The sequence below is a fragment of the Streptomyces sp. 7-21 genome, assembly GCF_016741785.1.
GTDB lineage: Bacteria > Actinomycetota > Actinomycetes > Streptomycetales > Streptomycetaceae > Streptomyces.
This window is the reverse complement of the sequence record NZ_JAERRL010000009.1, coordinates 69,217-90,269: the sequence shown is the minus strand read 5'-3', so window position 1 is coordinate 90,269 and position 21,053 is coordinate 69,217. Positions and strand designations below refer to the sequence as shown.

Here is a 21,053-nt window from a genome sequence, read left to right as displayed (position 1 = left end):
AATCCCCTGCACCCCGGTCAGAGTGCGGAGGCGTCCACCGTGGCGGTGGGGGTTTCGCCGTGCAGGGACTGGGAGATGCGCTCGCTGAGCATCTCGTTGAGCGCCTCGGCCAGCGGCTCCTCCGCCGAGGCCCGGGAGATCACCGCGAGGTAGGGGCCCTCGATGAGAAACGTGACGTCCGTGCCGTCGTCGCGCCGGTAGGAGGTGCCGTCCTCGCCGTAGTGCTCCCAGTTGACCGGGCTGGAGCCGGTCTCCGATGCCATGTCGTCCTCGGCCGCGCGCCTGCGTGCCCGTCCGCACCCGTGGCCGGATCCTTTCGCAGCGGAAACTGCTGCGCACCGGTGAGGCGTTGCTGAGGCGGTGGTGCAACGGCAGCGAACCCGACGCCCCTTCAGGTACGCCGCGTCCACCCCCGTAGGCTCGGTGACCATGGACGCACTCGCCTCCCTGCTCCACGGGCCTCGCGCGCACGGGGCGTTCCTCATGCGTGTGGTGCTTGACCCGCCGTGGGGGGTGCGCGTGGAGGACCAGGCGCCGGTCACGCTGCTGACTCCGGCGCGCGGCCACGCGTGGGTCATTCCCACGACGGGCGACGCCGTCCGGCTGGAAGCCGGAGAGGTCGCCGTGGTGCGCGGCCCGGAGCCGTACATGGTCGCCGACGACCCGGCTACCCCGCCGCAGGCCGTGATCACGCCCGGCGGCTGCGCGGTGACGCCGCAGGGCAGAGAAGAGCTGTGCGAGGCGCTGGACCTGGGCCTGCGTACCTGGGGCTCACGCCCCGGCGCCGCTGCCGAACTCCTCGTCGGCACCTACCAGATGCCCGGTGAGGTGTCCGCCGGGCTGCTGCGGGCGCTGCCGCCGCTGCTCGTCTCCCGGCAGGCCGACCCGGCGGTCACCGGATTGCTTTCGGCCGAGATCGAGCGGGACGAGCCGGGGCAGGAGACTGTGCTCGACCGGCTGCTGGACCTGCTGCTCATCTCGGTGCTGCGCGGCTGGTTCGCCGAGAAGGAGGAGAACGCCCCCGCGTGGTACCGGGCGCTTGGCGATCCCGTGGTCGGGCAGGCGCTGCGGCTGCTGCACGACCATCCGGCGCACCCGTGGACGGTCGCCTCGCTGGCGGCCAAGGCGGGGGTGTCGCGGGCGGCGCTGGCCAAGCGGTTCGCCGCGCTGGTGGGGCAGCCGCCGATGGCATATCTCACGGCGTGGCGTCTGGAGCTGGCGGCGCGCATGCTGCGCGAGACCAACCTGCCGCTGGAGGCCGTGGCGCGGCGGGTGGGGTATGGCAGCGCCTTCGCGTTAAGCGCCGCCTTCAAGCGCGAACGCGGCGTGAGCCCCCGGGACCACCGCCGCCTGGGCCCGCCCGCTTCCTGAGGAGCCTTTCTCCCGCATCCCGCCGTCCGGTGGGCCCGGCCGCGTGGGGTGCGCGCTCACCGGCCGGTCTCCGGCCGCCTGCATACACGTGCTCCGGGGGCCGGACCTCGTCGTCGGACTGCCGAGCCGCAAGCCGCGGCGGCGGACAACGAGCAGCATGTCTCTCAGACATTCGACGGCCCGGCACGCGGCGAACCGGACCTCTGCCGGTGCGGGGCCGTCCTGGCGCAGCACCGCGTCCGTGTGCGCGGGCACCGCTTCCGTTGTGCGGATCAACTCGGCCTCCCGGCGGACTGCTTTACGGCTCAGGGGGATCGAACGTCAACGCGGTCCTGGCTTGCTGCCCTCTCCCGAGTGGTCCCTGTCCGCGCGTTCGCGGTACGGGGGCGCGCAGTTCCGCTTCCTCGCAGCATCGCGTTTTCTGGGCTTCAGCACAGGTGGCCGCGTGCGGGCCCCGGGTGGGCCAGACTGGGGAGCCGGCGGGCGTCGTTGGGGCCAGCATCCGCCGGCTGGGAACATCCTGCGGTCCCTGGGGCATACCAGTACAGCAGCACCGGCCGTGCGGCTGAGGGCGTCAGTCTCGCGCGGGCCGCTCATGCGGAAGACCGGGGAAACGGCACCACCGCGGGCGCTCTCGTACGCCCGCGTGCCTGGGCTCACGCCGTCGCGGGAGACGCCCAGCCCGCCCGCCGGGCGCTGGGGCAGGCCTCCGGGGCACTCGCCGCAGCGGGAGACAACGACGAGAGCCCCCGGCTACGTGTACTGGGTCACCCAGGACGAACTGCGTGTCATGGCGGCCCGGGTCGTCACGGAACTGCGCAGACCGCTGCGGGCCGTCCCGGCGCTGCGCGCGGTGCTCGGCAGGTACGGCGCGACACACCCCCGCGAACTGGCGCTCTCCACCTCCTGGCTGGTGAGGGCGCTGGCCGATGCCAGTGAGCCCGGGGAAGCGGCGGCGCAGGCACGGCGCGTGCGGGAGCCGCCGGAGCGCGTCGCGTCCGACCGCGCCTCCGGGCGGGCCGGCGTCGTCCTGCGCCGGCCCGCCGCCTTCTCCCACGTGCCTGAGGTGGCGTCGCTGCTGGCGGAAGGCCGCGCCGGCTAGTCCGGCCGGGTCCGGCATCCGGGAGCCGGCCGGCAGCGGACCTTCACAGCGCCGCCTCCAGCGGCTGCCGGGGCGCGGGCGAGGCGGCCACGGCCTGGTCGTAGCGGTGCAGCAGCAGCCGGGCCAGGGCCGGGTGCGCCCCGAGCGGGGCGGCGACGACACGGCCCGGCGCGTCCCGCTGGCAGCGCGCCGCGAACAGCCCGGGGGCGACGAAGCACGACGCGAGGGCGATGTCGTCCGCGGCGTGCCCGCGCTCGCGCAGACCGGCCACGGCCTCCGCCACCGTGGGCCGGGCCGCCGAGGCGTACGCCGGCACCACCGGCACCCCGCCCAGCCGGGCCGCGAGCAGGTCGGCCGTGTGCTGCGTGCCCGCGGCCGACTCCGGGTCCAGCGAGCCCGCCGCGGCCAGCACCACGGCGGTGCCCGGCGCCGCCGCCCACCCGGCTTCCAGCAGGCGGCTGTGCAGCGCCTCGGCCAGCAGCGGGTGCGGCCCGAGGCAGGCCGCCGTCACCGTGCGCGGCCCGCCCCGCGCCTCGGCCCGGGCGGCGACGGCGGGGAGGTCCCGCTTGAGGTGGTAGCCGCGGCTGAACAGCAGCGGCACCAGCACGGCCCGTCCCCGCAGCTTTGCCAGCGTGTCGCCGAGCAGCGGCTCGTCGCTCTCCAGGTGGCCGAGTTCGACGCGCAGCCCCGGGCGGAGTGCCCGTACCAGGCGCACCAGCGCACGGACGGAGTGCTGGGCCCGGGGATCGGGGGAGCCGTGGGCCACGGCGACGAGCGTGGGCGGGGTGGTGCGGGTCATGGCGGCAAGACTGCGCCCTGTCCGTTGCCGCTGTGTTGCCGCCATGTCACCAGTGGCCGCCCCGCGCCTCACCGTGGGCGACGTCACAGGCTGAGGGCGCCGCACCGGCCGCGTAACCGGCCGGGCCCACCCGCCGTAACACGCGCGAAGCATCCTGGCGGCATGGCGGAGATGAACGACCAGGTGACCGGCACGGACACCCACTGCCCGTACTGCGCGCTCCAGTGCGGCATGCGCCTGGCGCCCAGCCCCGGCGAGCCGGGCGGCGTGCAGGTGCTGCCGCGCCCGGCGTTCCCCGTCAACCAGGGGGCCCTGTGCGGCAAGGGCCAGACCGCGCCCGCCTTGCTCGACCCGGCCGTGCGGCTGACGGAACCGCTGGTGCGCGACGCCTCGGGCGCGCTGGTCCCGGCGGACTGGGACGAGGCGCTGGACCGGGTCGCGGCGGGCCTGGCGGCGGTGCGCGAGCGGCACGGGCCGGACGCGGTGGGCGTCTTCGGCGGCGGCGGGCTGACCAACGAGAAGGCGTACGCGCTGGGCAAGTTCACGCGCCTGGTGCTCGGCAGCTCCCAGATCGACTACAACGGCCGGTTCTGCATGTCCTCGGCCGCGGCCGCCACGAACCGGGCGTTCGGCCTGGACCGCGGGCTGCCGTTCCCGCTGGCGGACATCCCGAAGACCGGCTGCGTCATTCTCGTCGGCTCCAACCTGGCCGAGACGATGCCGCCGGTGCTGCGGTACTTCACCAAGCTGCGGGAGAACGGCGGCAGGCTCATCGTCGTCGACCCGCGCCGCACCCGTACGGCGGAACACGCTGACCTGCACCTGGCGCCCCGCCCCGGCACGGACCTGGCACTGGCGCTGGGCCTGCTGCACCTGGTCGTGGCCGAGGGCCGCACCGACGAGGAGTTCATCGCCGCCCGCACCACCGGCTGGGAGGAGGCGCGCGCGGCCGCGATGGCGCACTGGCCGGAGCTGGTGGAGCGCATCACGGGCGTGCCGGTGCCGCTGCTGCGCGAGACCGTGCGGATGTTCTGCGAGGCGCCCGCCTCGATGGTGCTCACCGCACGCGGCCCCGAGCAGCAGGCCAAGGGCACCGACACCGTGGGGGCGTGGATCAACCTGTGCCTGGCGACCGGGCGGGCCGGGCGGCCGTTGTCCGGGTACGGCTGCCTGACCGGGCAGGGCAATGGGCAGGGCGGCCGCGAGCACGGGCAGAAGGCCGACCAGCTGCCTGGCTACCGGATGCTGGCGGACGCGGCGGCGCGCGAGCACGTGGCGCGGGTGTGGGGGGTGCCGCCGGAGACGCTGCCCGGCCCGGGGCGCAGCGCCTACGAGCTGCTCGACGCGCTGGGCCGCGACACCCCCGGCGGGGTGCGGGCCCTGCTGCTGATGGCGTCCAACCCGGTGGTCTCGGCGCCGCGCGCCGCGCACGTCGAGGAGCGGCTGCGGTCCCTGGACTTCCTCGCCGTCTGCGACGTGGTGCTCTCCGAGAGCGCGCGGCTGGCGGACGTCGTGCTGCCCGTGACGCAGTGGGCCGAGGAGACCGGCACGCTGACCAGCCTGGAGGGCAGGGTCCTGCTGCGGCGCCAGGCCGTGGCGCCGCCGCCCGGCTGCCGCAGCGACCTGGCGGTGCTGCACGACCTGGCGGCCAGGCTGGGCTGGGAGAAGGGCTTCCCCACTGACCCGGAGGAGGTGTTCGAGGAGCTGCGGCGGGCCTCGGCGGGCGGCAAGGCCGACTACTCCGGCATCACCTACCGGCGCATCGCCGAGGAGGACGGGGTGTTCTGGCCCTGTCCGGAGCCGCCCGGCGGCGGGCCGGAGGCCGGGCAGGCGCCGCACCCGGGCACGCCCCGGCTGTTCCTGGACCGCTTCGCGACGCCGGACGGCCGGGCCCGGTTCGCGCCGGTGACGCACCGGCCCGCGGCCGAGGAACCCACCGAGGAGTACCCGGTGCTGCTGACGACGGGCCGGGTGCTGGCGCAGTACCAGTCGGGGGCCCAGACCCGGCGGGTGCCGCCGCTGAACGACGCCGCGCCCGGCCCGTTCGTCGAGCTGCACCCCCGGCTGGCGGAGCGGATCGGCGCGGCCGAGGGCGACCGGCTGGCGGTCGTCTCGCGGCGCGGCCGGGCGGTCGCCCCGGCGCGTATCAGCGGCGGCATCCGGCCCGACACGGTGTTCATGCCCTTCCACTGGCCCGGCGAGGGCCGGGCCAACACGCTGACCAACCCGGCGCTCGACCCCGCCTCCCGCATGCCGGAGTTCAAGGTCTGCGCGGTCCGCGTCGAACTCGCCGACGCCGCCCCGGGCGGAGCACCGCGCGCGGACGCGCGGGAACGGTGACACCGGCGGCACCCGGTGACGGCCGGGCGGTGCCCGGACGGCCCTTGGCGCCGCCGCAGCGGCGCCGCCCGAAGTTGCGGGGCCGCGCCAGGGCGGCAGCATGGACCCATGGACGACCTGACCCTGCTCGCGGAGCAGCACCTGAAACTGGCGCGCCGGGCCGAGCACGGGCGCAGCGCTCATCTCTTCCTGCGCGACGGCCCGCTGCGGCAGAGCGTCATCGCGCTGACCGGCGGCTCGGAGCTGGAGGAGCACACGGCGCCGCCGGCGGCGAGCCTGCTGGTGCTGCGGGGGCGGGTGGTGCTGGCCTCGCCCGGCGGGACAGCGGGCGACGCGGAGGTGGCGGCGGGCCGGGTGCTGAAGGTGCCGCAGGGCCGGCACAGCGTGCGGGCGCTGGAGGACTCGGTGGTGCTGCTGACGTCCGTGACGGCCAGCCCCGAGCCGGTCGAGGTCCACGACACCCGCCGCGCCGCGCCCGCCGGAGACCAGCCCGCGTGAGCCGGCAGCGGCGGGTGGGTTGTCAGCGCGGCTGGGTAGTGTCGTAGGCGTGAGCGCGGACCAGCCGCGCCGTAACAGAAGAGGGGGCGGGGACGTGCGGATGCTCTCCCGCCTTGACCGGCGGGTCTTCCGGCGGGTCGCCGTGGCCCGTCCCACCGTCGGGCAGCGGCTGCTGCCGGCGCTCAGCAGCGCTGCCAACCACAGCGTGCTGTGGTACGCCACGGCCGGGGGCATGGCCGCGCTGGGCGGCAGGACCGGGCGCCGCGCCGCGCTGCGCGGCACCGCCGCGCTCGTGCTCGCCTCCGTCACGGCGAACACCGTGATCAAGTACGTCGCCCGCCGCCAGCGGCCGCTGATCGACGCGGTGCCGGCGGCCCGGCGCCTGTCCCGCGCGCCGCTGACCAGCTCGTTCCCCTCCGGGCACGCGGCCGCCGCGGCGGCGTTCGCGACCGGCGTGGCGATGGAGTCCGGCAAGCACGGCGCCGCCGTCGCGCCGGTGGCCGCCGCCGTCGCCGCCTCGCGCGTGTACGTGGGGGTGCACTACCCGTCCGACGTGGTGGCCGGGTGCGTGCTCGGCGCCGGCGCCGCGCTGGCGACAGGCCAGTGGTGGCCGCGCCGCCCGCCCCCGGAGTGGCTGGTCCACCACCGCGCCCCAGCCCCGGCGCTGCCGGAGGGCGAGGGCCTCGTGGTGGTGGTGAACGACAGCGCCGGCCCCGGCGCGGCCGAGGAGGACGAGGAGCGGCTGCGGGAGGTGCTGCCGCGCGCCGAGGTGGTGCGCTGCGGGCCCGGCGACGACCTGGCGGCGGTGCTCGACGCGGCGGCGTCCCTCGCGGCGGAGCGCGGCGGGGCGCTCGGCGTCTCCGGCGGCGACGGCACGGTCAACGCGGCGGCCCAGCGGGCCGCCGGGCGGGGCCTGCCGCTGGCCGTCTTCCCCGGCGGCACGCTGAACCACTTCGCGCTGGACACCGGCATCGAGTCCTTCGAGGACACGGCCGCGGCCGTCCAGGAGGGCGACGCCATCGCCGTGGACCTGGGCCGGATCCGCCCGGCCGACGGCTCCGGCGGGCCCTCGTACCACTTCCTCAACACCTTCAGCGTGGGCCTGTACCCCGAGCTGGTCCGGATGCGGGACACGCTGCGCTCCCGCATCGGCAAGTGGCCCTCGACGGCGGTGGCCCTGGCCCGGCTGCTGCGGTCCGCGCGCCCGCTCCAGCTGGAGCTGAACGGGCGGCCGCACCGGCTGTGGCTGCTGTTCGTGGGGAACGGGCTGTACTCGCCGGAGGGGTTCGCGCCGGCACACCGCACGCACCTCGACGACGGGCTGCTGGACGTCCGCACCGTGACGGCCGACAAGCCGCTGGCGCGGACCCGGCTGGTGCTGTCCGCGCTGACCGGCACGCTCCCGCGCTCCCGCGTGTACTCGGCGGCCCGCGTGCCCCGGCTCCACCTGTCGGGGCTCGGCGAGGACGCCACCCTGTCCTACGACGGGGAGGCGTCGGCCGCGCCGCGCGCGCTGTGGCTGGACAAGCGGAACGGCGGGGTCACGGTGTACCGGCCGGCGCGCTTCGCCGAGGACCTGCGCCCCGCCACCGGCCGCTCCGGCGGGTGAGACGGCGGGCTGGGTTACGGTCGGGGCATGGGTGAGTACGAGGCGGCGGACGCCGAACGCTTCGATCCCGAGCCGGACAAGCGCCCCGGCCGCACGGCCTTCCAGCGCGACCGCGCCCGCGTCCAGCACTCGGCGGCGCTGCGCCGCCTCGCCGGCAAGACCCAGGTCGTCACCCCCGGCAGCGACCACGCCACCGGCTACGCCACGCCCCGCACCCGGCTGACGCACTCCCTGGAGTGCGCCCAGATCGGCCGCGACCTCGGCGCTGCCTTCGGCTGCGACCCCGACATCGTCGAAGCCGCCTGCCTCGCCCACGACCTCGGTCACCCGCCGTTCGGCCACAACGGCGAGCGCGCGCTGGCGGAGATCGCCCGCCCCTGCGGCGGCTTCGAGGCCAACGCCCAGTCGCTGCGGCTGCTGACCCGCCTGGAGCCCAAGCACTGGACCGCCGACGGCCGGTCCGTGGGCCTGAACCTCACCCGCGCCACCCTCGACGCCGCCACCAAGTACCCGTGGCCGGCCGGCGCCCACCCCGGCGATCCGGCGTCCGGCAAGTTCGGCGTGTACGAGGACGACCTGCCGGTCTTCACGTGGATGCGCCGGGGCGCCCCCGGCACCCGCCGCTGCTTCGAGGCCCAGGTCATGGACTGGGCGGACGACGTGGCCTACTCGGTGCACGACCTGGAGGACGCCCTGCACGCCGGGCACGTGGACCCCCGCCAGCTGGTCTCGCCCGCCGAACGCCGCCAGATCTTCGCCGTCGCCGCCCGCCGCTACGCCCCGCCCGGCACCGGCGAGGAGGAGCTGGCCGCCGCGCTGGACCGCCTGCTGGCACAGGAGTGGTGGCCGCACCGCTACGACGGCTCCGCCCAGGCGCAGGCGCGGCTGAAGAACGCCACCAGCCAGCTCATCGGCCGCTTCTGCCTCGCCGCCGAGCAGGCCACCCGCGCCGCCGAGGGCCCCGGGCCGCTGCGCCGCTACCGCGCGAACCTGACCGTGCCCCGCGCGACCCGCCTGGAGTGCGCCGTGCTCAAGGCCGTTGCCGACGTCCATGTCATCCAGCGGGGTGACTTCGCCGAGCTCCGCGCCCGCCAGCGCGAGCTGCTCACCGAACTCGGCGAGGCGCTGGTGCGCCGGGCGCCCGAGGGCCTGGACCCGCAGCACCGCGCCCTGTTCGCCGCCGCGCCCGACGACCGCGCCCGGCTGCGGGTCCTCACCGACCAGATCGCCGCCCTCACCGACGCCTCGGCACGCTGGCTCCACGCACGGGTGACGCCCTCTTCCCGCTAGCGCCCCGGTCGGGCACGCTCCAGGAATGGACAGCCGACCAGGAGGCACCGCGTGAACGAAGCACACCGGACGTTCGTCATCATCGGCGGCGGGCTCGCCGGCGCCAAGGCGGCCGAGACGCTGCGGGAGGAGGGGTTCACCGGGCGGGTCATCCTCATCGGCGACGAGCACGAGCAGCCGTATGAGCGCCCGCCGCTGTCCAAGGACTACCTGACGGGCCGGGCCCCGCGCGAGAAAGCGTTCGTGCACGAGCCGTCCTGGTACGCGCACCACCGCATCGAGCTGCACCTGGGCCAGCCCGCCGTCGCCATCGACCGCGAGGCGCGCGAGGTCAGGCTCGGCGACGGCACCCGCGTGCCCTACGACGCGCTGCTGCTGGCCACGGGCGCGGAGCCGCGCCGCCTGGGCGTGCCCGGCACGGACCTCGCCGGGGTGCACCACCTGCGGCGGCTGGCCCACGCCGACCACCTGCGGGGCGTGCTGACCGACCGGTCCCGGCCGGACGAGCCGCTGGTGATCGCCGGCGCGGGCTGGATCGGCCTGGAGGTGGCGGCCGCCGCCCGCGCGCTGGGCAGCGAGGTCGTGGTGGTGGAGCCGGAGCCGACGCCGCTGCACGGCGTGCTGGGCCCGGAGCTGGGCGAGGTGTTCGCCGCGCTGCACCGGGAGCACGGCGTGGAGTTCCGCTTCGGCACCCGCGTCGCCGAGATCACCGGGCAGAACGGCATGGTCGCCGCCGTCCGCACCGACGACGGCCGGCGGCTGCCCGCCCGCGCCGTGCTCGCCGCGATCGGCGCCGCGCCGCGCACCGCGCTGGCGGCCTCGGCAGGGCTGGCGCTGGTGCCGGAGCGCGAGGGCGGCGGCATCGCCGTGGACGCCTCGCTGCGCACCACCGACCCGAGGATCTTCGCCGCCGGGGACGCCGCCGCGATCGCCCGCCCTGAGCCCGCGCCGGGCACGCCGTCCCGGCTGCGCGTCGAGCACTGGGCCAACGCCCTCCACTCCGGCCCGGCCGCGGCCCGGGCCATGCTCGGCCAGGACGTCACCTACGACCGGGTGCCGTACTTCTTCTCCGACCAGTACGACGTGGGCCTGGAGTACTCGGGCTGGGCGCCGCCCGGCTCTTACGACCGCGTCGTCTTCCGGGGCGACCCGGGCGGGAAGGGCGGCGAGCGGTCCTTCCTGGCGTTCTGGCTCGCCGGCGGCACCGTGCGCGCCGCGATGCACGTCAACGTCTGGGACACCACGCCCGTCCTCCAGGCGCTCATCCGCTCCGGCGCCGCCGTCGATCCCGAGGCGCTGGCGGACCCTGAGGTGCCGCTGGCGTCGCTGGTCCCCGCCGGGTGACCGGCACGGCCGCCCCGGCCCGCCGCGCCGGGCTGCGCCGGGCCGGGGCGGGCCGGGGCCCGGCGGTGCGCCGCTACGGCGAGCGCTGGCCGCGCAGCACGGTGTCGGCGGTGAGCGCCAGCACGAGCACCAGCCCGGTGACGATGTGCCGCGAGGCGGTGTCCATATCCAGCAGCGTCAGGCCGCTGGAGATCGACGTGGTCACCAGCACCCCGACCAGCGCCGACCACGCGCTGCCGCGCCCGCCGAACAGGCTGGTGCCGCCGATCACGGCGGCGGCGATGGCGGTCAGGTATGTCTCGGCGCCGCCCGTGCCCTGGTTGGCGGCGGCCAGCCGCCCGGCCGCGAGGACGCCGCCGAGGGTGGCCAGCGTGGAGCAGGCGACGAAGCACGACACGGTGGTGCGCCGCACCGGGACGCCCACCAGCAGCGCCGAGCGCCGGTCACCGCCCACGGCCCGCACCGACCGGCCCCACCGGGTGCGGCGCAGCAGCACGTCGGTGACCACCACCAGCGTCACGAACAGCACCACCGGGTAGCCGATGCCGCGCCCCTGGCCCAGGTAGGCCACGATCACGCTGAGCAGCGCCGCGAGCGCGCCGGTGCGCAGCAGCACCCGCGCCAGGCTGGCCCGCGGCAGCTCGGCCCGCGCCCGCCGGGACCGCTCCCGCAGCTGCGCGGCGGCGGACGCGGCGGTCGCGCAGGCCACCAGGCCCCAGGCCGCCGCCGGCGGCAGGAAGCCCTGCTGCGCGAAGCGCACCAGCCACGACTCGAACGGCAGGTTCACCGACCCGCTCGGCCCCAGCACCCGCAGCTGCACGCCGGCCAGCACCAGCAGCCCGGCGAGCGTCAGCACGAAGCTTGGCAGGCCCAGCCGCGTGGCGAGGAAGCCGTACCCCAGGCCGACGCAGACGCCGACGCCCAGCGCCAGGGCGATGGCCAGCCCGACCGGCCAGCCGTGCAGCACGGTCGTCACGGCGACGATGGAGGCGGCGAGCCCGCTGACGGAGCCGACCGACAGGTCGATCTGGCCGACCAGCAGCACCAGCACCACGCCGAGCGCGATCACCCCGGTGGGGGCGCTCTGCAACGTGAGGTTGACGAGGTTCTCGGCCGACAGGAACGCCGGGTTGAGCAGGCCGAAGACCGCCCAGATCAGCAGCAGGACACAGATGACGGGCGCCATGCCCAGCTCGCGGTCGGGGACGCGGCGCAGCAGCCGCGTCCACGACGGGTCGCTCTCGGCCGGCGGCACGGGCCGCCGCGGCGGGGCCGCCGGGAACGCCGGGATCATCGCGGCTCCCTTCCGCCGGGCCGGCTCGCTCCGGTCATCGCCGCCAGCAGGTCCTCGTATCCGGCGTCGGCGGCGTCGAGTTCGCCGCCCACCCGGCCGAGCCGCAGCACGACGAACCGGTCCGCGACCGCTTGCAGGTCGGCGGCCTGGTGGCTGATGAGCACCACCGCGTGCCCGCGTTCCCGCAGCCGTTCGACCAGGTTGAGCACCTCGGCGGTCTGCCGGATGCCGAGCGCGGCGGTCGGCTCGTCCAGCACCACCACGCGCGGGGAGCCCAGCAGCGCCCGCGCCACGGCGACGACCTGCCGCTGCCCGCCGGAGAGCGCGCGCACCGGCAGCCGCACCGACGGCACGCTGGTGGCCAGCTGCCCCAGCAGCCGCCACGCCTCGCGCTCCATCGCGATCTCGTCCAGGAAGCCGCCGCGCGTGGGCTCGTGCCCCAGGAAGAGGTTCTCGACAACGTCGAGGTTGTCGCACAGCGCGAGGTCCTGGAAGACCGCCGCGATGCCCCAGCCGCGCGCCGTGGCGGGGGAGTCGAGCACCACGGGCCTGCCGTCGAGCAGGATCTGGCCCTCGTCGGGGCGGAACACCCCGGCGATCACCCCGGCCAGGGTCGACTTGCCGGCGCCGTTGTCGCCGACGACGCCGAGCACCTCGTGCGGATGGACGTCCAGGTCGACGCCGGCCAGGGCGCGCACGCCGCCGAAGTACTTCGACACTCCGCGCAGTGACAGCACGGGAGCGGTGGCGGCGGGGGGAGTTGCGGGACTGCTCACGGCCTCTCCTCGGTCAGTCCGGTCCGGGCGCACGCCGCCGCGTAGGCGCGGGTACAGATCGCGTCCACCGTGTGCACGCCGCCGTCCACGAGGACGCGTTCCACGTCGTTCACGCCGACCGCCCGGGGCGCGAGCAGCAGGCTCGGCACCCCGTCGATCACGGCGGTGGTGCGGGGAGTCTCGCCGCGCAGGACGCGCACGGCCAGCTCGGCGGCCGAACCCGCCTGCGCCGTGGCCGCCTTGAACACCGTCATGTACTGGTCCTGGCTGATGATGCGCTGCACCGCCGCGAGTTCGCCGTCCTGCCCGGTGACAGGCGGCACCGGGTCGTAACCGGCGGCCTTCATGGCGGCGATCGCGCCGCCGGCGATGCCGTCGTTGGCGGCGTACACCCCGTCCACGCGGTCGCCGAACTCGGTCAGCTGGCTCTCGACCCAGTCGGTGGCCTTGTCCGGGCTCCAGTCCGGCGTGTCGTACTCGGCGAGCACCTCGATGTCCGTGCCGCGCAGCGCGCGTGCGACGCCGGCCTTGAGCGCGGCGGAGTTGGGGTCGGTGGGGGAGCCGTGGACCAGCAGGATGCCGGGCGGGCGGCCGTCGGGGCGCGGGCCGGCCGCCTCGATGGCGGATACCAGGGCCGTGCCCTGGAGGTAGCCGATGAGTTCGCTGTCGAAGGACACGTAGTAGTCCACGCCGTCGCCGGCGATGAAGCGGTCGTAGGCGATCACGGGCACGCCGTGGCGTTCGGCCTCCCTCACGATGCTGACGGCCGCGACGGTGTCGACGGCGTCCAGCACCAGCACGTCGGCGCCGCGCGCGAGCATCGACTCGGCCTGCTGCTGCTGCGTGGCGGCATTCTGGTCGGCGTTGGCGTAGTACACGGCGCAGCCGGGGCAGCGCTGTTCGACGACGCGGGTGAACGCGGGCCGGTCCATCGTCTCGTAGCGGGCGGTCTTCACCTCGGGAAGCAGCAGCGCGATGGCGCCCTCGGCGGGTTCCTCGCTGGTGACCGCGCGCAGGCACACCGCCGCCAGCAGCGCGAGGGCGGCGGCGCACAGCGCGGCCCTCCTGGCGGTGCGGCCGTGCCGGAAGCGCCCGGTGCCGGATATCGGGCCGGAGCTGGTGCCGGTCACACGCTCACCCCCAGCACACCGTGGACGCGGGCGGCGTCGAGGGCGACGCACAGAGCGCCGCGCACCTCGGCGGCGGCGCCGAGCGCCCCGGCGACGACCGCGACGGGGCCGGCCGTGGTCGGCATGGTGCGCTGTTCGACGACGGTGCGCATCGGGCCGAGCAGGATCTCGCCGGCCTCGGCGAGCTGGCCCCCGACCACGACGATGGACGGGTCCACCAGGTTGCACAGGTTCGCGGCCGCGACGCCCAGGTGCTGCCCCGAGTCCGACAGCACGCGGCGGCAGCCGGGGTCGCCGTCCTTGGCGCGCGTGATGACCTCCCGCAGTGTGAGGTGCCCATGGCTGGCGGCGAGCATACCCAGCAGGGCGGGGGCGCCGACGAAGGTCTCCAGGCAGCCGCGGTTGCCGCAGCGGCAGATGGGGCCGTTCTCGTCGATCGTCACGTGCCCGGCCTCGCCCGCGCCGCCCGCGCGGCCGTGGACCAGCTGGCCGCCGAGCACCAGGCCGCCGCCCACGCCGTGGGAGACCCGCAGGTAGGCCACGTCCTCGTGGCCGGCGGCGGCGCCGTAGCGGGTCTCGGCGAGCGCCCCGAGGTTGGCGTCGTTGTCGACGGCGATGGGCACGTCGAACTCCTCGCCGAGCACCTCGGGGACGGTGATCCCGTCCCAGCCGCGCAGCATGCCGACGGTCGTGATGCGGCCGGTGCGGCGGTCTACCGGGGCGGGCAGGCACACGCCCACGGCGAGGAGTTCCTCGCGGCGCGCGTCGAGCGACTCGATCATCTCGGCGACCAGCATGGCGGCGCGGCGCAGCCCGGCGTCGGCGCGGTGGTCGGGGGCGAGCGGCATGCGCTGCTCGGTGAGCACCTGCATCGAGGCGTCGGCGAGTGCGACCCGCAGCGACCGGGTGCCGAAGTGAATGCCGGCTACCAGGCCCAGGTCGCGGGCGAGGGTGACCTTCAGCGCGCGCCGCCCGCTGCGGGTGGAGGGTGAGGTGTGGAGCACGCCGACGGCGGTCAGCTCCTTGACGATGTTGGAGACCGTGGCCGGGGACAGGCCGGTGACGCCGGCCAGCTCGATCTGCGTGATCGAGCCACGCCGCTGAACGGCGCTCACGATCCGGGCTCGGTTGGCCTCACGTAGTGAAGTCTGGGAGCCCGGTGTCACCCGGTCACCGCGCACGAGCGCAGGATACCTTCCCGGCTCGCGGCCGGTCATGTCGCGCACGGGCAGCGCGGGTTCGCCCCGCAGCGGGCCGCTGCGCCTTGGATACACGTTCCAACCGCAAGAAAGCTCAAGAAGGTTTCTTGGATTTACTTCTTGACTCCAAGGCGGGGTCGGCCTTTGATGGGGCGCCAGACGGCCGGCGGTGCGCGGCACCCGCGTCCGGCCGCCCGCGCGCCCGTTGTCCGGCGCGCGGCCCCTCTCCGGTACGGCAATGAAGGCGTAGGGATGTCCATGCGTGGCAATCGCAGAACCCGCGCGGTGGTGGCGGGAGCCGCCCTCGTGTCACTGGCCCTGGCGGGATGCAGCGGCAGCTCCAACTCCTCCGGCGGCTCCAGCGGCGGCGGCTCGGACGCGGCGGGCGAGGTGGAAGTCTTCACCTGGTGGGCCGCCGGCTCGGAGAAGGCGGGCCTCGACGCCCTGGTCGGCGTCTTCAACGAGCAGCACCCGGACACCGAGTTCGTCAACGGCGCCGTCGCGGGCGGCGCGGGTTCGGCCGCCAAGGACCTGCTCCAGTCACGCCTCCAGGCCAGCGACCCGCCGGACACCTTCCAGGCGCACGCCGGCATGGAGCTGCTCGACTACATCAACGCCGGCCAGCTCGAGGGCCTCTCCTCGCTGTACGACGAGCTTCAGCTGCGGGACGCGTTCCCCGACGACCTCGTCGACCTGCTCACCCACGAGGGCGAGATCTACTCCATACCGTCCAACATCCACCGGGCCAACGTGCTGTGGGCCAACCCGGCGGTGCTCCAGGAGGCCGGTATCGACCCGGAGACCTCGTACTCCTCGCTCGATGAGTGGTTCGAGGACCTTCAGAGGCTCCAGGACGCGGGCGTCACGCCGCTGTCGGTCGGCACCGCCTGGACCCAGGTGCACCTGCTGGAGACGATCCTGCTGGCCGACCTCGGAGCCGAGGGCTACAACGGGCTGTGGGACGGCTCGACCGACTGGGAGAGCGCCGAGGTGACCGCCGCGCTGGAGGACTTCGAGCGCGCCATGAGCTTCACCAACGACGACCGCGACGGCCTGGACTGGCCCGAGGCCACCCAGCAGGTCATCGACGGCAACGCCGCGTTCAACGTGATGGGCGACTGGGCCGTCGCCGCCTTCGAGGAGCAGGGCAAGGTCTACAACGAGGACTTCACCGCCGTGCCCGTGCCCGGCACCGAGGGCGTCTTCGACTTCCTCGCCGACTCGTTCACCCTTCCGGTCGGCGCCCCGCACCCCGGGGGCGCCCGGGCCTGGCTGGAAACGGTCGCCTCGCTGGAGGGCCAGACCGCGTTCAACGCGGCCAAGGGCTCCATCCCGGCCCGCACGGACGCCGACCCGGCTGAGTTCTCCGAGTACCAGCAGAGCGCCATCGAGTCCTACGGGCAGGACACCATCGTCCCCTCGCTGGCGCACGGCGCCGCCGCGCCCGTGGCCGTGCTGAACGCCGTCACGGACGCCACCAGCAAGTTCACCTCCGGGGCGTCCGACCTGGAGACGTTCCAGTCGGAGCTCGCCGCCGCGACGGCCGGCGACTGACCCGCCGTCGCCGTTCCGGACCGCGCCGCGGCGCGCCCCGGGTTACTCCCGCCGGGGCGGCGCCGCGGCGCCCCCGGAAGGCGCCCGACCACAGGGAAACCCACGGGACAACATGAGGAAAACCATCAAACGGGCGGGCCCGCCGCTGCTGCTGCTCGCTCCCTCGCTGATCCTCGTCGGCGTCTTCGTCTACGGGCTCATCGCCGTCAACGTCCAGACGTCCACGACCGATATCCACACCGCGGCCCAGACCACCGGCGAAGAGCCGTTCACCACCGTCTGGTTCGACAACTACCTGGACCTGCTCGGCAGCGAGGCGTTCCAGCACTCGCTGAAGAACCTGCTGCTGTACACCGCCGTCTTCCTCGGCGGCACCATGGTCATGGGCTTTCTGTGGGCGTGGCTGCTGGAACGCCCCATCAAAGGCGAGTCGGTCTTCCGCTCGGTCTACCTGTTCCCGATGGCCGTGTCGTTCGTCGCCTCCGGCGTGGTGTGGCGGTGGCTGCTCAACTCCGGGCAGGACGAGAGCGCCACAGGCCTGAACCGGCTGTTCCAGATGGTGGGCCTGGACTTCCTCCAGAACAACTGGTGGAACAACGTCGACTACGGCATCACCGCGATCGCCATCCCCGCCATCTGGCAGCTCTCCGGCTACGTGATGGCCCTGTTCCTCGCGGGCTTCCGCGGCATCCCGCCGGAGCTGCGCGAGGCCGCCCGGGTCGACGGCGCGACCACCTGGCAGCTCTACCGCCTGGTGCTGTTCCCGCAGCTGTCGCCGGTGGCGCTGTCGGCGCTGATCATCATCGGCCACATGTCGCTGAAGTCGTTCGACCTGATCATGTCGATCTCCAAGCCGGCGAACTACCAGACCAAGGTCCCCGCCGTCGACATGTACCTGTTCAAGTCGAGCTTCGACTACGCCAACGCCGCCGCCGTCGGCACGATCCTGCTGGTCCTCGTGGCCCTGGTCGTCGTGCCGTACCTCGTCCGCACCAACCGCAAGGAGCGGTGATGGCCACGCTCTCCACCCCGACCGTCCCCGCGCGGCAGGACGGGGCCCCGCTGGCCGCCCCCGGCCCCGCCCGCCCCGCCCGGGGGTTCAGCCTGGCCCGCACCCTGCGCTACGCCGCGCTGCTGTTCTTCCTGCTGGTCGTGCTGATCCCCGTCTACGTGCTGCTGGTGACCAGCTTCAAGGGCCCCGGCGACGCCTCGCCCGAACGCGCCTGGAGCCTGCCGGCGAACTGGACGCTGGACAACTGGGAGACCGCCTGGGAGGCGCTGTCCCCGGCCATCTGGCGCACGGTGCAGATGGTCGTGCCCTCAGCCGTGATCTCCGCGGTGCTCGGGTCCGTCAACGGCTTCGTGCTGGCGCGCTGGTCCTTCCGCGGCGCGAACCTGGTGTTCACGCTCATCCTGTTCGGGATGTTCATCCCCTACCAGGCGGTGATCATCCCGCTCAACGAGCTGGTGCTGGACCTGGAGCTGAGCAGCGGCGTCCCGACGCTGATCCTGCTGCACGTCGTCTTCGGCATCCCGATCACCACGCTGATCTTCCGCAACTACTACCAGACCGTCCCGCACGAGCTGGTCGAGGCCGCCCGCGTGGACGGCGCCGGGATGCTGCGGACGTACTGGTCGGTGATCCTGCCCCTCTCGGTGCCCAGCTTCGTGGTCGTGCTGATCTGGCAGTTCACCTCGGCGTGGAACGACTTCCTGTTCGCCGTCTTCTTCTCCTCCAGCCAGAACGGCCCGGTCACCCTGGCGCTGAACAACCTCGCCAACGGCGCGCTGCTCCAGAACTACGGCGTCTCCATGGCGGGCGCGCTCTTCGCCTCGCTGCCGACGCTGCTGGTGTACATCATCCTCGGCCGCTACTTCATCGGCGGCCTGATGTCCGGCTCGGTCAAGAGCTGACCCGCGGCCGCGGCGCCGCCGTTCGTCCACGCGTTCGAATGGCGGCGCCGTCGCCCGCCGCGCCCTCCCGCGGGCGGCTCGCCCGGCCCGTGTCCCCCTGAACGCCCGCCTGGGCATGCGCCCCGCCGCCCCAGCGGCCATGCTCGGCGGAGGGGGACCATGGCGTACGCGTCGGAAGGCGGGCGGACGATGGCCAAGCAGACCGTGGCGGAACAGTTCATCGACATCCTGGTCAGGTCGGGCGTGCGCCGCCTGTACGGCGTGGTCGGCGACAGCCTCAACCCCATCGTGGACGCGGTGCGCCGCCGCAAGGGCATCGACTGGGTCCACGTCCGCCACGAGGAGACCGCCGCCTTCGCCGCCGGCGCCGAGGCGCAGATCACCGGCCGCCTCGCCGCCTGCGCCGGCTCGTGCGGCCCCGGCAACCTCCACCTGATCAACGGCCTGTACGACGCCCACCGCTCCATGGCACCCGTGCTGGCCCTCGCCTCCCACATCCCCTCCAGCGAGATCGGCACCAGCTACTTCCAGGAGACCCACCCCGACCAGCTCTTCCAGGAGTGCAGCCACTACTGCGAGCTGGTCTCCAACAACCGCCAGATGCCGCGCGTGCTCCAGACCGCGATCCAGCACGCCGTCGGCCGGGGCGGCGTCAGCGTCGTCGCGCTCCCCGGCGACATCGCGGGCGAGCAGGTGCCCGAGCGCGTCGAGGAGCATGCGCTGGTGACCACCCGGCCCTCCGTGCGGCCCGCCGACGCCGAGGTGGACGCCCTGGTCCGCATGGTCGACGAGGCCGACCGCGTCACCCTCTTCTGCGGCTCCGGCACGGCCGGCGCCCATGACGAGGTGATGCGCTTCGCCGAGCGCGTCAAGGCTCCGGTGGGCCACGCCCTGCGCGGCAAGGAGTGGATCCAGTACGACAACCCCTTCGACGTCGGCATGAGCGGTCTCCTCGGCTACGGCGCGGCGTACGAGGCGACCCACGAGTGCGACCTGCTGCTCCTGCTCGGCACCGACTTCCCCTACAACCCGTTCCTGCCCGGCGCCGGCGACAAGGTCGCCATCGCGCAGGTCGACGTCCGCCCCGAGCACCTCGGCCGCCGCTCCACGCTCGACCTCGCGGTGTGGGGCGACGTCAAGGAGACGCTGAGGTGCCTGACCCCGCGCGTGAAGGAGAAGACCGACCGCCGCTTCCTGGACCGGATGCTGAAGAAGCACGCCGACGCGCTGGAGGGCGTCGTCAGCGCCTACACCCGCAAGGTGGAGAAGCACCGGCCGATCCACCCCGAGTACGTGGCCTCCGTACTGGACGAAGTCGCCGACGACGACGCCGTGTTCACCGTGGACACCGGCATGTGCAACGTGTGGGCCGCCCGCTATCTCACCCCCAACGGCCGCCGCCGCGTCATCGGCTCGTTCAGCCACGGCTCCATGGCCAACGCGCTGCCGCAGGCCATCGGCGCCCAGTTCGCCGACCGGCGCCGCCAGGTGGTCTCCATGTCGGGCGACGGCGGCTTCGCCATGCTGATGGGCGACTTCCTCACCCTCGTCCAGTACGACCTGCCGGTGAAGGTCGTGCTGTTCAACAACTCCAGCCTCGGCATGGTCGAACTGGAGATGATGGTCGCCGGGCTTCCGGCGCACGGCACGACCCTGAACGGCACCGACTTCGCCGCCATCGCCCGCGCCGCCGGGATCCACGGCGTGCGGGTCGAGAAACCGAAGGAGCTGCGCGGCGCGCTGCGGGACGCCTTCCGCCACAAGGGCCCGGCCCTCGTCGACGTCGTCACCGACCCCAACGCCCTGTCCATCCCGCCGAAAATCCGCGCCGAGATGGTCACCGGCTTCGCGCTCTCCGCCGGCAAGATGGTCCTCGACGGCGGGGTCGGCCGCATGGTCCAGATGGCCCGCTCCAACCTGCGCAACATCCCCCGCCCCTAGCAAGCCAGCCCCGGAACGCCCCCCGCCCGGCTGACGGCCGCTGCGTCAGAGGCAGCCCGCGCCGCCGTCCACCGGCAGCATCGCGCCGGTCACCATCGACGCCCGGTCGCTCAGCAGCCACGCGGCCGCCTCCGCCACCTCCCGGGGCTGGGCGAGCCGCCCCAGCGGCGTGGCCGCGGCCGCCTGCCTGATGACGCCCGGAGAGGCGGCGTCCCACGCCTCCAGCATGGCCGTCGCGGTGCCGCCGGGGGTGAGGCCGTTGACGCGGACACCCTCCCGGGCCCACGTCACGGCGGCGGTCTCGGTGAGGCTGTTGAGCGCCCGCTTCATCGCCGCGTACGCCGGCAGCTCCGGGGTGGCGCGGCGGCTGCCGATGCTGGAGGTGTTCACGATCGCCCCGCCGCCACCTTCGCGCATGACCGCCGCCTCGGCCGTCATCGCCGCCCACTGCGCACGGAAGCTGACCACGTACTGCCGCTCGATGTCCTCGTCACTCACCACGTCCAGCGGCCCGGACTGCGGGACCGCCGCGCCGTTGTTGAACGCGCCGTCCAGCCGCCCGTGCAGCTGTGCCGCGCGCGCGACCCCCGCCCGGACGCTGCCGAGGTCGGCGAGGTCCATCGGCACCGCGTCCGCCGTTCCGCCAGCGGCGCGGATCTCGCCGGCGATCCGCTCCAGCGCGCCGGCGGACCGGGCGGCGAGCACCACGGCGGCACCCTCCTCGGCGAACAGCCGGGCCGCCGCCTCGCCGATGCCGCGGCTGGCGCCGATGATGAGCACGGCCTTCCCGGAGAGCAGCCCGGAAGGCGTGGCGTCCTGCCCGGCGCCGTGCGCCGCGCCCAGTGTCGTGTCGTTCGTCATGACGCCAGCGTTGAGCGGCGGCCGGACCGTA

18 protein-coding genes are annotated in these 21,053 nt (G+C 74.6%); 11 read left to right on the top strand and 7 right to left on the bottom strand.

Annotated elements, in window-relative coordinates:
* Window positions 1-17: 17 nt before the first annotated feature.
* Window positions 18-263 carry a hypothetical protein gene (locus JK356_RS13625; protein WP_201868006.1) on the bottom strand — a complete coding sequence of 82 codons (246 nt, stop codon included), beginning with the start codon at window positions 261-263 and terminating at the stop codon, window positions 18-20.
* 166 nt (window positions 264-429) lie between these two features.
* Here JK356_RS13625 and JK356_RS13620 point away from each other — a divergent pair, with 166 nt between their 5' ends.
* Together JK356_RS13620 and JK356_RS13615 are read left to right on the top strand one after the other, a co-directional pair.
* Window positions 430-1,371, top strand: coding sequence for an AraC family transcriptional regulator (locus JK356_RS13620; RefSeq protein WP_201868005.1), 942 nt, complete (start codon window positions 430-432; stop codon window positions 1,369-1,371).
* A 646-nt stretch (window positions 1,372-2,017) separates the two neighbouring features.
* Complete coding sequence (locus JK356_RS13615) at window positions 2,018-2,473, top strand: hypothetical protein (RefSeq protein WP_201868004.1); 456 nt, start codon at window positions 2,018-2,020, stop codon at window positions 2,471-2,473.
* A 43-nt stretch (window positions 2,474-2,516) separates the two neighbouring features.
* Here the strand turns inward: JK356_RS13615 and JK356_RS13610 are convergent, their stop codons facing one another.
* Entirely contained in the window at window positions 2,517-3,272 is a 756-nt protein-coding gene (locus JK356_RS13610; RefSeq protein WP_236671262.1) for a sirohydrochlorin chelatase, read from the bottom strand.
* Window positions 3,273-3,434: 162 nt separating this feature from the next.
* On the opposite strand from JK356_RS13610, the gene JK356_RS13605 reads away from it, so the two are divergent.
* From JK356_RS13605 to JK356_RS13585, 5 genes are all read left to right on the top strand, one after another.
* Window positions 3,435-5,612 (top strand): molybdopterin oxidoreductase family protein, encoded by a 2,178-nt coding sequence (locus JK356_RS13605; protein ID WP_236671261.1) that lies wholly within the window; start codon window positions 3,435-3,437, stop codon window positions 5,610-5,612.
* 108 nt (window positions 5,613-5,720) lie between these two features.
* Entirely contained in the window at window positions 5,721-6,110 is a 390-nt protein-coding gene (locus tag JK356_RS13600; RefSeq protein WP_201868002.1) for a cupin, read from the top strand.
* A 49-nt stretch (window positions 6,111-6,159) separates the two neighbouring features.
* On the top strand, window positions 6,160-7,719 hold the full coding sequence (locus JK356_RS13595; protein ID WP_307815563.1) for a phosphatase PAP2 family protein: 1,560 nt from the start codon (window positions 6,160-6,162) through the stop codon (window positions 7,717-7,719).
* Between the two features lie 27 nt (window positions 7,720-7,746).
* A complete protein-coding gene (locus JK356_RS13590; RefSeq protein WP_201868001.1) occupies window positions 7,747-9,009 on the top strand; it encodes a deoxyguanosinetriphosphate triphosphohydrolase in 1,263 nt (420 codons plus the stop codon).
* A gap of 51 nt (window positions 9,010-9,060) precedes the next feature.
* The gene (locus JK356_RS13585; RefSeq protein WP_201867999.1) at window positions 9,061-10,353 is read left to right on the top strand and encodes an NAD(P)/FAD-dependent oxidoreductase; all 1,293 of its coding nucleotides are present in this window, start codon (window positions 9,061-9,063) and stop codon (window positions 10,351-10,353) included.
* A 73-nt stretch (window positions 10,354-10,426) separates the two neighbouring features.
* Here JK356_RS13585 and JK356_RS13580 read toward each other — a convergent pair whose 3' ends face one another.
* The 4 genes from JK356_RS13580 to JK356_RS13565 are packed head-to-tail and all read right to left on the bottom strand — an operon-like array spanning window position 10,427 to window position 14,668.
* The gene (locus JK356_RS13580; RefSeq protein WP_201867997.1) at window positions 10,427-11,647 is read right to left on the bottom strand and encodes a sugar ABC transporter permease; all 1,221 of its coding nucleotides are present in this window, start codon (window positions 11,645-11,647) and stop codon (window positions 10,427-10,429) included.
* Window positions 11,644-12,423, bottom strand: a complete 780-nt coding sequence (locus JK356_RS13575) for an ATP-binding cassette domain-containing protein (protein WP_201867995.1) — start codon at window positions 12,421-12,423, stop codon at window positions 11,644-11,646. The genes JK356_RS13580 and JK356_RS13575 overlap by 4 nt, the downstream gene beginning before the upstream one ends.
* Complete coding sequence (locus tag JK356_RS13570; RefSeq protein ID WP_201867993.1) at window positions 12,420-13,553, bottom strand: substrate-binding domain-containing protein; 1,134 nt, start codon at window positions 13,551-13,553, stop codon at window positions 12,420-12,422. Before JK356_RS13570 ends, JK356_RS13575 begins: the two co-directional genes overlap by 4 nt.
* Window positions 13,550-14,668: an ROK family transcriptional regulator gene (locus JK356_RS13565; protein WP_201867991.1), complete on the bottom strand. Its 1,119-nt coding sequence runs from the start codon at window positions 14,666-14,668 to the stop codon at window positions 13,550-13,552. Before JK356_RS13565 ends, JK356_RS13570 begins: the two co-directional genes overlap by 4 nt.
* Window positions 14,669-15,010: 342 nt before the next feature.
* Between JK356_RS13565 and JK356_RS13560 the strand changes: the two genes are divergently transcribed.
* From JK356_RS13560 to JK356_RS13545, 4 genes are all read left to right on the top strand, one after another.
* On the top strand, window positions 15,011-16,306 hold the full coding sequence (locus JK356_RS13560) for an ABC transporter substrate-binding protein (RefSeq protein WP_201867989.1): 1,296 nt from the start codon (window positions 15,011-15,013) through the stop codon (window positions 16,304-16,306).
* A gap of 112 nt (window positions 16,307-16,418) precedes the next feature.
* Window positions 16,419-17,318, top strand: coding sequence for a carbohydrate ABC transporter permease (locus JK356_RS13555; protein ID WP_201867988.1), 900 nt, complete (start codon window positions 16,419-16,421; stop codon window positions 17,316-17,318).
* A complete protein-coding gene (locus JK356_RS13550) occupies window positions 17,318-18,220 on the top strand; it encodes a carbohydrate ABC transporter permease (RefSeq protein ID WP_201867987.1) in 903 nt (300 codons plus the stop codon). Before JK356_RS13555 ends, JK356_RS13550 begins: the two co-directional genes overlap by 1 nt.
* Before the next feature lie 189 nt (window positions 18,221-18,409).
* Window positions 18,410-20,161, top strand: a complete 1,752-nt coding sequence (locus JK356_RS13545) for a pyruvate dehydrogenase (protein WP_201868160.1) — start codon at window positions 18,410-18,412, stop codon at window positions 20,159-20,161.
* 45 nt (window positions 20,162-20,206) lie between these two features.
* On the opposite strand, the gene JK356_RS13540 is transcribed toward JK356_RS13545, so the two are convergent.
* A complete protein-coding gene (locus JK356_RS13540) occupies window positions 20,207-21,022 on the bottom strand; it encodes an SDR family NAD(P)-dependent oxidoreductase (protein ID WP_201867986.1) in 816 nt (271 codons plus the stop codon).
* Window positions 21,023-21,053: the final 31 nt, after the last annotated feature.